We start from the raw sequence: 13293 nt of genomic DNA on the forward strand, positions 1-13293 counted from the left end.
GGGTCGCCGTCATGATCACCCTTCACGAACGCAACGGCATGCCGAACCTGGCGGCCGGGGATGCGCTGCCGGTCGTCGATGCCCATCACCATTTGTGGGACTTGGGCAACGGGCGCTATCCGTGGTTGCAGGACGAGTATCACGAGGAATTCTTCCTCGGCGACTATCACAGCCTGTGCCGTGATTTCCTGCCGGAACAGTTCCTCGCCCTGACCGAAAATCAACGCTTGGTCGGCACGGTGCACGTCGAGGCCGAGCGTGCACGCGATGAGCAAGTCGCCGAGACACGCTGGCTGGAACAAGTGAACGCCCGTTACGGCTTCCCGAATGCCATCGTTGCCCATGCCTGGTTCGATCGCGAAGACAGTGCAGAGATTCTCGCCGCTCAAGCCGCCAGGCCGCTGGTGAAAGGCATCCGTTCGAAACCGGTGACTTCGGCATCGCCGGACGTATCGGTGGCCGGTGCCAAGGGCACCATGCAGGACCCGAACTGGCTGGAAGGCTTTTCGCGGCTGGCCGAGCACGATCTGTCGTGGGACCTGCGGGTGCCGCCGTGGCACCTGGTCGAAGCGGCTGAAGTGGCGGCGATGTTTCCGCAGATCCGCATTGCGCTCAACCACACCGGTTTCGCCTGGGACCGCAGCCCACAAGGCATGGCGCGCTGGCGCAAAGGCCTGGAGGCGTTGGCCTTGCAGCCGAACGTGCACATCAAGCTGTCGGAGTTCGGGCTTAAAGATTCGCCCTGGAATTATGACGACAACCGGATTGTGGTCCTGACCGCGCTGGAAATCTTCGGCCCCGAGCGCTGCATGTTCGCCAGCAATTTTCCGGTGGCCGGGCTGCGCGCTTCCTACGACACGATTGCCGATGGCATGGCCGCGATGCTCGCCCCCATGGGGCGTGCGGTGCAGGAAGCGGTGTTCGCCGGCAACGCCCGACGCTTTTATCGATTGGAGGAGCAGCATGGATAACCTGTCGGCCATCGACTGGCGCGCACGTTTTCTGGCCAGCGGCGACGATGCGGATTTGCCCATCGTCGACGCGCATCAACACTATTTCGATATCGAAACCCATTACTACCCATGGCTGAACGACCGGCCGTTGCGACCGTTTCGTTATGGCGATTACTCGTCGATCTGCCGCAATTTCCTGCCCGCCGACTATCACCGGCTGACCGGCCGCCATCACGTCGTGCAAACGGTCGTGATCGAAGGTGAGTGGGACCCGGCGACACCGGCCGATGAAGTGCGGTTTGTCGAATCGCTGGCGAAAACCGAGTCCACCCTGGGCGCCATGGTCGCGCAGGCCTGGCTGGATCGTGAAGACGCTTTTGATCTGCTGCGCCTGTACGGCGATCACCCGCTGGTGCGCGGCATACGCCACAAACCGACAGTGACCAGCCGTGAAGCCTGGCGCGAAGATTTTATCGCCCCCGGTTCGATGCGCGATCCGCGCTGGCGCGATGGCTATGCCCAACTGGCCGAAAACGGCCTGCACTTCGAATTGCAGGCGCCATGGTGGCATCTGCCGGAAGCCGCCGAGCTGGCCCGGGATTTTCCCGACGTGTCCATCGTGGTCAATCACACCGCATTGCCCGCCGACCGCTCCGAAGAAGGTCTGGCCGGTTGGCGTGAAAACCTCGCCCTGCTGGCAAAGGAACCGAACGTCGTGCTGAAGATTTCCGGCATCTGCATTCCCGGCAAGGCGTGGCCGATCGAGGCGAACCGCGTGGTGGTGAACGACGCGATATCGATTTTCGACGTCAGCCGCTGCGCGTTTGCCAGCAATTACCCGGTCGATGGCGTGGTGAACAGCCTCAGCGAAGTGTTCGACGGTTTCAAAACCATTGTCCGGGACCGCTCTCTCGAAGATCGGCTTGCGCTGTTTCATGACAACGCCCGACGCATCTACCGGCTCGCTTGACCCGATTTGAACAGCTCATCAGGAGTCCAACATGTTTGAAGTTTCAGGCCACAACTACATCGCCGGCACACGCTCGGCCAACGGCACGCACACCCTGCAAAGCCACGACGCCAGCACTGGCGAAGCACTGCCCTTTCGCTTCCATCAGGCAACAGCCGAGGAAGTGAATGCCGCTGCAGAAGCCGCGGCCACGGCGTACCCGACTTTCCGTAACCTGTCGGCCGCCCGCCGCGCCGGGTTCCTCGATGCCATCGCCGCAGAACTCGATGCACTGGATGACACGTTCATCGCCCTGGTGTGCCAGGAAACTGCCCTGCCCGCCGGGCGCATTCAAGGTGAACGGGCACGCACCAGCGGCCAGATGCGCCTGTTCGCCACGATGCTGCGTCGGGGTGATTTCTACGGTGCGCGCATCGACCGTGCCCTGCCGGGCCGTCAGCCACTGCCGCGTCCCGACCTGCGTCAGTACCGCACCGGGCTCGGTCCGGTCGCCGTGTTCGGCGCCAGCAACTTTCCGCTGGCCTTCTCCACTGCCGGCGGCGACACCGCTTCCGCCCTCGCCGCCGGTTGCCCGGTGGTGTTCAAGGCCCACAGCGGCCACATGGCAACTGCCGATTACGTCGCCGATGCGATCACCCGTGCAGCGCGCAAAACCGGAATGCCCGCAGGCGTGTTCAACCTGCTCTACGGCAGCGTCGGTGAGGCGCTGGTCAAGCATCCGGCCATTCAGGCGGTCGGCTTCACCGGTTCGTTGCGTGGCGGTCGCGCCTTGTGTGACATGGCGGCGGCGCGCCCTCAGCCGATCCCGGTGTTCGCCGAGATGAGCAGCATCAACCCGGTGTTGCTGATGCCCGAAGCACTCAAGGCACGCGGTGAAAAAATCGCCGCCGAGCTGAGCGCTTCCGTGGTGTTGGGTGCGGGCCAGTTCTGCACCAACCCCGGTTTGGTGCTGGGCATTCGTTCGGCGGAATTCACGGCATTCCTCGAACGTTTTACCGGATTGATGAGCGAACAACCGGCGCAAACGATGCTCAACGCCGGCGCCTTGAAAAGCTATTGCCATGGCCTCGACAACCTGCGCGCTCACCCCGGCATCACGCACCTGGCCGGCAGCGAGCAACAGGGCAATCAGGCGCGGCCGCAAGTGTTCAAGGCCGATGCGAGCCTGCTGATCAATGGCGATGAGCTGCTTCAGGAAGAAGTGTTCGGCCCGACCACCCTCGTCGTTGAAGTCGCCGACCACAGCGAATTGATGCAGGCATTGCACGGTTTGCGCGGGCAGTTGACCGCCACGCTGATTACCGAGGATTCGGAGCTCGATACCCTCGGCGATGTACTGGCCCTGCTGGAACAGAAAGTCGGGCGCGTGCTGTTCAACGGTTATCCCACTGGCGTGGAAGTCTGCGACGCCATGGTGCATGGCGGCCCTTACCCGGCGACGTCGGATGCACGCGGCACCTCGGTCGGAACCTTGGCGATCGATCGTTTCCTGCGGCCGGTGTGTTACCAGAATTGCCCCGACAGCCTGTTGCCGGAGGCCCTGAAAAACAGCAACCCGCTGGACATCGCCCGACTGGTTGACGGCGTCAGCAGCCGCGATGCGCTGTAAGTCACACGGCTTCAACTAACACCCACGTTTAGCGACAACTTCCGCGCCTGTTGAACTACAGGCGTCGGATTCGCTCGTCCCGAAAACCGCAACACCCACACAACAACAAAAACAGAGGAAGTCTCATGCAAGTCCAACGTCACCCGAAACAACGCCTGTGCAAACTGATGCTGGCCGTGTCCGCCGCCGTGATGATCAACATTGCAGGTGCTCAATTGGCCTTTGCCGAAACCACTCCCACCGCGACGACCGCGCCGATGCAATGCCCCACTGAAGCCACACCGCGCTACACCAAAACCCCCACCGGTTACCTCATGGTCCTGCGCACGGGCGACAACGCGTTCAAGGAGCTGACCAAACTGGCCATCGCCGAGAAGATCCCCAGCGCGTCCATCACCGGTATCGGCTTCGGCAACGTCAAGTTCGGTTTCTGGAACAAGGACAAGAAGGACTTCGACGCCAAGCTCTTGAACGGTGTCGAGATGGCGAGCATCACCGGCTCGGTCGCCTGGAAAAACGAACAGCCTTCGATCCATATGCACGGCGTGGCCGGTGACGCCACGTTCCAGGCGTATGGCGGCCACATCCTCGACTTCGAAGTCACCACCGGCTCGATGGAAATCACCGTGATCGTCCACCAGCGTCGCCTGGAGCGCGGCATTGACCCATGCATCGGCGCCAACGTGCTGGGTATCTGATCCAGGCATCACGCTCCCGCCTGTCGCGGCGGGAGCCACCCTCCTGAATTCAAAAACTACAAAAAAAGGGGCGATTTACATGAGCAACAAGAACACCGTTGTAACCCTGGCGCTGGGCGCCATTGCACTGAGCACCCAGGCCCACGCCGATTTCCTGAGTGACAGCAAGGCAACTCTGGGGATGAGGAATTTCTACTTCAACAACGACAACCGCGACGGCCCGGCCGCGCCGTCGAAAACCGAGGAATGGGCGCAGGGTTTCATGCTCGACTTCAAGTCGGGTTACACCGATGGCATGGTCGGCTTTGGTGTCGATGCGCTCGGGCTGATGGGGATCACGCTGGACAGCGGCAAAGGACGCCACGTCGGCAGCAGCATGATTCCGTCGGACAGCGACAACAGCGCGGTCGATGAATGGAGCCGGCTGGGGTTGACCGGCAAGGTCAAAGTCTCGAAAACCGAGCTGCGCCTGGGCACGCTGATGCCGAAACTGCCGATCCTGGTGTCCAACGACGGGCGCCTGCTGCCACAGACATTCGACGGCGGCCAGATCACTTCCAGCGAGTTCAAGGACCTGACCCTCACGGGTGGCCGCATCGAACATGCGACGGGCCGTGGCTCAAGCGACCGGACAGGCCTGGCGGCCACCGGCGGCACCCGCGAAAGCAACGCATTCGACTTCGCTGGCGGCGACTGGAAAATCACCAAGGACCTGACCGCCCAGTATTACTACGCCAACCTCGACAACTATTACACCCAGCAGTTTTTTGGCCTGTTGCACACGCTGGCGATCTCGGACAATCAATCGCTGAAAACCGACCTGCGCTACTTCAAGACCGATTCGTCCGGTGCCAACAGTTCGGGCACCTCAGGCTACCGAATCAGCGGCTACACCGAAGGCGCCGATGGCGAAATCGACAACCGGACCTGGAGCGCCGCACTGATCTACACCGTCGGTGCCCATGCACTCACCGCCGGTTATCAAAGCGTTTCCAGCGGTAGCAACTTCACCCAGCTCAGCCAGGGCAACCTGCCCGATAAAGGTGCCGGCGGCGCCAGCCTGTACCTGTACACCGACCGCCTGATCCAGACCTTCACCCGCGCGGGCGAACGCACGTCTTTCGGTCAGTATGCGTATGACTTTGCCGGTGTGGGTGTGCCTGGTTTGAAGGCTTCGGTCATCTACCTCAGCGGCGATAACATCAAGACCGTCACCGGCGACACCCAGAAGGAATGGGAACGGGATTTCGGCCTGGACTACACGATTCAATCCGGCGCGCTCAAAGGAGTCGGGTTTGGCTGGCGCAACGGCAAGTCCAACAGCGAAGCGAGCCGTGATCAGGATCAGAACCGTTTGATCGTGAACTACAGCATTCCGCTGCTTTAACCGAGGGAGCCGGAAGATCCCGACCTGGATTCAGGCTTGCCACAAAACCCTTTGTAGGAGCCGGCTTGCTGGCGATGGCGGCCTCGAATTCACTGCAAAACCTAAGGGCCTCATCGCCGGCAAGCCGGCTCCTACAGGGGGCGCGTTGTTCACACCATTCCGGCCTGCCACAACACCTTTGTAGGAGCCAGCTTGCTGGCGATGGCGGCCTCGAATTCACTACAAAACCTAAGGGCCTCATCGCCGGCAAGCCGGCTCCTACAGGGGGCGCGTTGTTCACACCATTCCGGCCTGCCACAACACCTTTGTAGGAGCCAGCTTGCTGGCGATGGCGGCCTCGAATTCACTACAAAACCTAAGGGCCTCATCGCCGGCAAGCCGGCTCCTACAGGGATCGTGTTGTTCACACCATTCCGGCCTGCCGCAAAAACTTTGTAGGAGCCAGCTTGCTGGCGATGGCGGCCTCGAATTCACTGCACAACCTAAGGGCCTCATCGCCAGCAAGCCGGCTCCTACAGGGGGACGTGTTGTTCACATCATTCCGGTCTGCCGCAAAAACTTTGTAGGAGCCAGCTTGCTGGCGATGGCGGCCTCGAATTCACTGCAAAACCTAAGGGCCTCATCGCCAGCAAGCCGGCTCCTACAGGGGGCGCGTTGTTCACACCATTCAGGCCTGCCGCAAAAACTTTGTAGGAGCCGGCTTGCTGGCGATGGCGGCCTCGAATTCACTGCACAACCTAAGGGCCTCATCGCCAGCAAGCCGGCTCCTACAGAGGGACGTGTTGTTCACATCATTCCGGTCTGCCGCAAAAACTTTGTAGGAGCCGGCTTGCTGGCGATGGCGGCCTCGAATTCACTGCAAAACCTAAGGGCCTCATCGCCAGCAAGCCGGCTCCTACAGGGGATCACATCCCTCCGACGGTTGATCTCAATCCTTGAATTGCGTCAGTTGCTGGTTCAACGACCCGGCCTGATCGCGTAATTGCAGCGACTGATCGAGCAGGCTGCGGATCGCGTGATCGTTCTGCTCGGAGATGCGGCTGACACCCTGGATGGCGACAGACAATTGCTCACCGGTGGCGGCCTGGCTTTGGGTCTGGCGCGCCACTTCGCTGATGCGCGTCAGAATGTCCTGGGCATGCTGGCGAATCTGATCAACACCTTGCGCCGAGGTGGTCAGTTGCACCACGCCCAGACGCACCGCTTCGCCGACTTGCTGGACGTTGGCAACGGTGTTGCGCACATCCGAACCGATGGCGCCGATCATCTCGCCGATTTCACCGGTCGAGCGGCTGGTGCGTTCTGCCAGTTGCCGCACTTCGTCCGCCACCACGGCGAATCCGCGTCCCTGCTCCCCTGCCCGTGCGGCTTCGATTGCAGCGTTCAGGGCCAGGAGGTTGGTCTGGTCGGCGATGCTGCGAATCACCGCGATGATCCCGGCAATCTGCTGCGAGCGTTTTTCCAGGTCGCCCACAGTGCCGGCAACGTCGTCCATGGTCTGGTCGATGTGGGTGATCCCGGCCAGGGTCTGGTTCATATCGCCGGAGATATGCTTGGTCAGCTCTTCGGTGTTGCGCGCCAGTTGCTCCACGTCTTCGGCTTGCTGCGACATCTCGGTGACCGAGTGCGCCAGCGCGGTGACGCCGCTGGCCATTTCTTCGGTTGCGGTGTGCTGCGACGTCGCCCGGTCGGCAACGGCCTGAGTGGTATCGCCCAGGTGATTGGAGATCTGCATCAGGGCGCCGCTGCTGTGGCGAATCGACCCCACCAGATCCCCCAGGCGCTGGATAAACTGGTTGAACGCGCCCGCCAGTTTGCCGGTTTCATCGCCGCTGCGTTGTTCAAATCTCAGGCCCAACTCGCCGCCCCAGGCCTGGATGCCGACCGTCAGGCCGGACAGCGGACGAATGTGCCACGCCAGCAAATGCCAGAGCACGATGGCCAATGCCAACAGCGCCACCAGGCCGATGACGACGGCGGTCCAGAGGAACTGATTGATGCCCGCCATGGCTTCGGCCAGCGGGTACGCCACCATCAGCGCCCAGGTGTTCGGTGCTTTGCCGATGCGCACCGGTTGCAACACATAACCCCAGCCATCGCGCTGGAAGTCATACGGCTGACCGGCCTTGATCGCCTCTTTGGCCGCCGTCGGCAAATCGTCGGCCGGCTGGCTCAAACGCTTCGCATCAGGGTGGCTGGCGTACAGGCCGTTGCTCGACACCAGAGCGCCATAACCTTTGTAGGCATCGATTTTCGCCAGTTGGCGATTGATGCTTTCAAGCGGGATATCGACACCCGCCACGCCCAGGGCTTTGCCGCCCTGCAACAGTGGCGCCATGATCGACACCATCATGACTTTCTGGCCGCTGCCCGTGCTGTAGGCAAACGGTTCGGAAGCCCACGGCTGACGACTGTGCAGCGGCTGATAGTAGTATTGGTTATCGGCATTTTCCGGGGCATAACCGCTAAGCGCTTCCGATTTCACCGAGCCACTCGCACGGTTCCAGTAGGTCAGGTAACGGCCGGTGGCGTCGTGATTCGGCTGGTTGGCGAATTCGCTGTCCTTGCCATCGAAGGCGTTGGTTTCCCAATACTGCCCCAGGCCCAAAAGTTGCGGATTGGCTTCAAACAGTTGGCGGGTCACGGCATCGGCGGTCTTGCGATCAACGTGCTGTTGCTGCATGGCCGTTGCGACACTGGCCAGCGATTCGGCGACGGTAAAACCGACACCCAGTTCGACTTCCACTTCCTTGGCATTGGCCTTGACGACCGTGTCGACCAGCTCGGCGGTTTCTTTGATGGAGGAGCCATAAGCGATATAGGCGATGGAGCCCAGCAGCAGCGCCATGACGACGACGGTCCCGATCAGGGCCGTCCAGAACAGCTTGAAGTGCAGAGAGCGATTAGGCATGGACATTCTCAAGTGCGCGATTCGTCAACCAGCACGGAGCGCCCAACGGTGTGAATGCAGCCCTGCTGGCAAATTATTTATAGTTGATATTATTTTGCCACTATATAGAAGCGCACTCTGCCGGTGCAACTTGAATGACCGCGAGGTCACAAGCCTTGCACGGCATCACTCGGAAACGGCGATCTGGTTTCGGCCACGGGCCTTGGCTCGATACAGGGCCTTATCGGCGTTGTTCATCAAGCTGTGCAAATCAAGGTCGGAGGCGTCCATCGACGCGACACCGAGGCTGGCCGTTATGCAATGCACCGGCCCGGTCATCAATTCGGCAATCGAGCGGATGAGTTGCTCGGCAATGTTCAGGGTTTCTTCAATCGAGGTGTCCGGGAGCAGAATGGCGAACTCCTCTCCCCCCAGCCTGCCGTAGACATCCGTTTCACGAAACGAGGTGCTGATGACCAGGCCCATCTGACTCAGCACCTGGTCCCCGACCTGATGGCCATAGGTGTCGTTGATGTGTTTGAAGTGATCCATATCCAGCATCACGGCGCACAGCGGCAGCTGATTGTTTTTGCAGTAACTGTGCAACTGCTGGGCGTGCTCGAAAAAGCCCGGCGATTCCTCAGGCCAGTGAGCTCATCGGTCTGCGCGGCAAGATTGGAAATGCGGTGCGCCTGTTCCATTTCACGGGTCAATCGAAAGGCGGTTTCCACCGCATCGGAGAGTTTGCGGGTGGCGCTGGCCACGAAGGAGGCAAACACCAGCACCGCCAGCGCCATGCCGACTTGCATCGCTGACGGCTGGAACAACAGCCATATCGTGCACGGCAACAACACCAGGCCAATGGACACCAGCGTCATGTATCGGTAGGCCGAATAGCAGGACACCGCACTGACCGACATCCCGACGGTAAAAAGCATGACCAGTGACTGAGCCAGAATATCGTCCGGGGGCATCAATGCCAGCGCGCCTGCGCCCCAGATACCGGCAGACAACACCAGCGTGCTCCAGTATTTCCACTCCCATTGCTCAGGTGTGCGCGTACTTTTGTCGCTGCGGAAATAGGCGATGAACATCGAGACGCGCAATGAGGTCGACGCCGTCAGAATGCCCATCCACCAAAAAATGACGTGGTGATCGAAGCGCTCCCAACACAGCAGGCACAGCATGATCGCCGCCAGGACACTGCCCGGAATCGCCGTCACCGACTGATGGAACAACTGGTGCAGGCGATCAGTGCGTACCTGCGCTGCTATCAAAGCATCCGGGTCATACCGGGGTCCGAGTCCTTCCATTTGATCCGCCTGATCATGATGCTTCGTCAAAGAAGTATTGTGGCACCCAGCCAGTAGCGCAAACAACCGAGGCCTTGAAATGTTTCCGGGCGCCAGATTGAAAGAGTACGTCTATCACGCCCCAACACTCGCCCTATTAGCTGACTTCCCGACTCAGGTCTAACCTTAGTCTGCGCTGGCGCCATAAGCCGGCCGGATTAGCGCTGAAAAGGAGACAGGAATGAGCCCGAAGCTTGACTAGGCCACCCGTGGGCCACCGCGCTGGCAACCTGATTGCCGCTGTTCAGAATTCCCGTGTGGTCACCACAATCAGTTGATCCAACTGCTGGCCCTGCAGCCTATGTCCTTGATTCCGCTCGTTGCTATTTAACGCCCGCCCCGGGCCCGATAGCCGGATGAACACGACCAAAGGTAGCTCGCACATGGCAAACGAATCGAAATGCCCGTTCAATCATGCCGCAGGCGGTGGCACCACCAACCGTGACTGGTGGCCGAACCAACTGAATCTGAAGATCCTGCACCAGCACTCGTCCCTGTCAGACCCCATGGACGAGGGCTTCAACTACGCCGAAGCGTTCAAAAAACTCGACTTTGCCGCGGTCAAGCGCGACCTGACGGCACTGATGACCGACTCACAAGACTGGTGGCCAGCAGACTTCGGTCACTATGGGCCGCTGTTCATCCGCATGGCCTGGCACGCCGCCGGCACATACCGCACCGGTGACGGTCGTGGCGGTGCCGGTTCCGGTCAGCAACGCTTTGCCCCGCTCAACAGCTGGCCGGACAACGTCAGCCTCGACAAGGCGCGCCGGCTGCTGTGGCCGATCAAGCAAAAGTATGGCAACAACATTTCCTGGGCCGACCTGATCGTCCTCACCGGTAACGTCGCGCTGGAGTCGATGGGCTTCAAGACCTTTGGTTTTTCCGGTGGCCGCGCAGACGTCTGGGAACCCGATGAAGACGTTTATTGGGGCTCGGAAAACAAATGGCTGGGCGGTGACGTTCGCTACGACAAAGCGCAAAAACCCGTGCAAGCACCCGGCGATGTTCCACTGGTGGCCGAGCCCGGGAGAAATGAAGACAGCCGTACCGATGAGGGGCGCAATCTGGAAAACCCACTGGCCGCCGTGCAGATGGGCCTGATCTATGTGAACCCGGAAGGTCCGGAAGGCAATCCCGATCCCGTCGCTTCGGCCCTGGACATCCGCGAAACGTTCGGCCGCATGGCCATGAACGATGAAGAAACCGTGGCCCTGATCGCCGGCGGCCACGCCTTCGGTAAAACCCACGGCGCCGGCCCTGCCGACAACGTCGGTGCCGAGCCGGAAGCCGCCGGTCTCGAAGCCCAGGGCCTTGGCTGGAAAAACAGCTTCGGCACCGGTAAAGGCCCGGACACCATCACCAGCGGGCTGGAAGTGACCTGGACCACCACGCCCACCCGGTGGAGCAACAACTACCTGGAAAACCTGTTCGGCTTCGAGTGGGAATTGAGCAAAAGCCCGGCAGGCGCAAACCAGTGGGTGGCAAAAAACGGCGCCGGGGCCGGCACCATTCCGGATGCACACGACCCGTCCAAGCGGCGTAACCCGACCATGCTCACCTCGGACCTGGCGCTGCGTTTGGACCCGATCTATGAACCGATTGCCCGGCGCTTCCTGGCCAATCCGGATCAGTTGGCCGATGCCTTCGCCCGCGCCTGGTTCAAGCTGATCCACCGCGACATGGGCCCGCTCTCGCGCTACCTCGGCCCGGAAATGCCCAACGAAGAACTGTTGTGGCAAGACCCGATTCCGCCGGTCGACCATGCCTTGGTCAACGACAGTGACGTCGCTGCACTCAAGAGCAAAATCCTCGCCTCTGGCCTGAGTGTCTCGCAGCTGGTATCAACGGCCTGGGCGGCGGCGTCAAGCTTCCGTGGCTCCGACAAACGTGGCGGCGCCAACGGTGGACGCCTGCGACTGGCGCCACAGAATTCCTGGCAAGCCAACCAACCCGAACAACTGGCGAGCGTGCTGGCGAAACTGGAAAGCATTCAGCGTGAGTTCAACAACAGCGGCAAGAAAATCTCGCTGGCGGACCTGATCGTGCTGGCCGGCAGCGCCGGTGTCGAACAAGCCGCAAAAAATGCCGGTCACAGCGTGACGGTGCCGTTCACACCGGGACGGACGGACGCCTCGCAAGAGCAGACGGACGTCGAATCCTTCGGCTTCCTCGAACCCATCGCCGATGGTTTCCGCAACTACCTGAAAACCCGCTACCGCGTAACGGCCGAGCACCTGTTGATCGACAAGGCGCAACAACTGACCCTCAGCGCACCGGAAATGACTGTGCTCGTGGGCGGTTTGCGGGTGTTGAACACCAACGTCGGACAAACCCGACACGGCGTGTTCACCCAGCAACCGGAGGCGTTGACCAACGACTTCTTCAAAAACCTGCTGGACATGGGGGTGGAATGGAAGCCGGTGTCGGACGCCAATCAGGAGTTCGAAGGGCGCGATCGCAAAACCGGCCAAGTGAAATGGACCGGGACGCGGGTCGATCTGGTCTTCGGCTCGAATGCGCAACTGCGGGCCTTGGCCGAGCTGTATGCCAGCAGTGATGCGAAGGAGAAATTCGTCAAAGACTTCGTAGCGGCGTGGACGAAGGTGATGAACCTGGATCGTTTTGACCTGTAGGAGCTAGCTCGCTGGCGAAGCGGTGGCGGCCGTGATGACGCCATCGCCGGCAAGCCGGCTCCTACAGGTTACGGGGTTCATCGATGGATTCTTGTAAATAAACGGTACCGCTGAAACAACAACGCCTCCCAAGTGGAGGCGTTGTGCTTATTGCGCATTGAAGGAAGGAATCAGGTCGGAGAGATCGTGGCCAAGGCACCGATCAAAATGGTTAACAGCAGAAATCCACCCAGAAAAATGGCCATCTTGGGCATGGGGCCTCCTACATGATGAGTTTGCGGTTCAGTGGCTACCGCGACTGCGGACCGTGCGGCCATTGTGGGGCGCAGGCCGAGTACATGACAGATGCAGATAGCGCAGAAAAATACGGATCAGAACAAGACCCCGGGCGAGACACCATCCAACCTGTAGGAGCCAGCTTGCTGGCGATGGCGTCCGTGAGATCGCCATCGCCGGCAAGCCGGCTCCTACAGGTTTGATGGTGTGCTCGGGATTGAGGGGTCACGCAAAACCTGTAGGAGCCCGGCTTGCTGGCGATGGCGTCCGTGAGATCGCCATCGCCAGCAAGCCGGCTCCTACAAATTGTGGGTGTGTTCGGGATTGAGGGTTTACGCAAAACCTGTAGGAGCCCGGCTTGCTGGCGATGGCGTCCGCGAGATCGCCATCGCCAGCAAGCCGGCTCCTACAAATTGTGGGGGTGTTTGAGATTGAGGGTTTACGCAAAACCTGTAGGAGCCCGGCTTGCTGGCGATGGCGTCCGTGAGATCGCCATCGCCGGCAAGCCGGCTCCTACAAATT

General features: G+C 60.7%; 6 protein-coding genes and 3 pseudogenes. 6 read left to right on the plus strand and 3 right to left on the minus strand.

Going from position 1 to position 13293, the window contains the following annotated elements:
• The first annotated feature begins 11 nt into the window (after window positions 1-11).
• From K5R88_RS09365 to K5R88_RS09385, 5 genes are all read left to right on the plus strand, one after another.
• A complete protein-coding gene (locus tag K5R88_RS09365; RefSeq protein ID WP_192228377.1) occupies window positions 12-971 on the plus strand; it encodes an amidohydrolase family protein in 960 nt (319 codons plus the stop codon).
• Window positions 964-1923, plus strand: coding sequence for an amidohydrolase family protein (locus K5R88_RS09370; RefSeq protein WP_226299834.1), 960 nt, complete (start codon window positions 964-966; stop codon window positions 1921-1923). Before K5R88_RS09365 ends, K5R88_RS09370 begins: the two co-directional genes overlap by 8 nt.
• Window positions 1924-1954: 31 nt before the next feature.
• Entirely contained in the window at window positions 1955-3532 is a 1578-nt protein-coding gene (locus tag K5R88_RS09375; protein WP_226299835.1) for an aldehyde dehydrogenase (NADP(+)), read from the plus strand.
• A 125-nt stretch (window positions 3533-3657) separates the two neighbouring features.
• Window positions 3658-4230, plus strand: a complete 573-nt coding sequence (locus tag K5R88_RS09380) for a PPC domain-containing DNA-binding protein (protein WP_207284623.1) — start codon at window positions 3658-3660, stop codon at window positions 4228-4230.
• 79 nt (window positions 4231-4309) lie between these two features.
• On the plus strand, window positions 4310-5617 hold the full coding sequence (locus K5R88_RS09385; RefSeq protein ID WP_207284624.1) for an OprD family porin: 1308 nt from the start codon (window positions 4310-4312) through the stop codon (window positions 5615-5617).
• Window positions 5618-6545: 928 nt separating this feature from the next.
• Here the strand turns inward: K5R88_RS09385 and K5R88_RS30885 are convergent.
• The 3 pseudogenes from K5R88_RS30885 to K5R88_RS09395 form a co-directional block, all read right to left on the minus strand.
• Window positions 6546-7082 (minus strand): annotated as a pseudogene (locus K5R88_RS30885) (methyl-accepting chemotaxis protein); the annotation flags it as partial.
• A 372-nt stretch (window positions 7083-7454) separates the two neighbouring features.
• Window positions 7455-8534: pseudogene (locus tag K5R88_RS30890) on the minus strand (PDC sensor domain-containing protein); the annotation flags it as partial.
• A gap of 159 nt (window positions 8535-8693) precedes the next feature.
• A pseudogene (locus K5R88_RS09395) lies at window positions 8694-9820 on the minus strand (diguanylate cyclase).
• A 422-nt stretch (window positions 9821-10242) separates the two neighbouring features.
• Here K5R88_RS09395 and katG point away from each other — a divergent pair.
• Window positions 10243-12495, plus strand: coding sequence for a catalase/peroxidase HPI (gene katG / locus K5R88_RS09400; protein WP_226299836.1), 2253 nt, complete (start codon window positions 10243-10245; stop codon window positions 12493-12495).
• Window positions 12496-13293 lie beyond the last annotated feature (798 nt).

The organism is Pseudomonas sp. MM213 (genome assembly GCF_020423045.1).
GTDB lineage: Bacteria > Pseudomonadota > Gammaproteobacteria > Pseudomonadales > Pseudomonadaceae > Aquipseudomonas > Aquipseudomonas migulae.

What these genes read in the sequence shown, in the direction of transcription:
- K5R88_RS09365 (WP_192228377.1), top strand. Translation starts at nt 12, where the DNA reads ATGATCACCCTTCACGAACGCAACGGCATGCCGAACCTGGCGGCCGGG.
- K5R88_RS09385 (WP_207284624.1), top strand. Translation starts at nt 4,310, where the DNA reads ATGAGCAACAAGAACACCGTTGTAACCCTGGCGCTGGGCGCCATTGCA.
- K5R88_RS09380 (WP_207284623.1), top strand. Translation starts at nt 3,658, where the DNA reads ATGCAAGTCCAACGTCACCCGAAACAACGCCTGTGCAAACTGATGCTG.
- K5R88_RS09375 (WP_226299835.1), top strand. Translation starts at nt 1,955, where the DNA reads ATGTTTGAAGTTTCAGGCCACAACTACATCGCCGGCACACGCTCGGCC.
- katG (WP_226299836.1), top strand. Translation starts at nt 10,243, where the DNA reads ATGGCAAACGAATCGAAATGCCCGTTCAATCATGCCGCAGGCGGTGGC.
- K5R88_RS09370 (WP_226299834.1), top strand. Translation starts at nt 964, where the DNA reads ATGGATAACCTGTCGGCCATCGACTGGCGCGCACGTTTTCTGGCCAGC.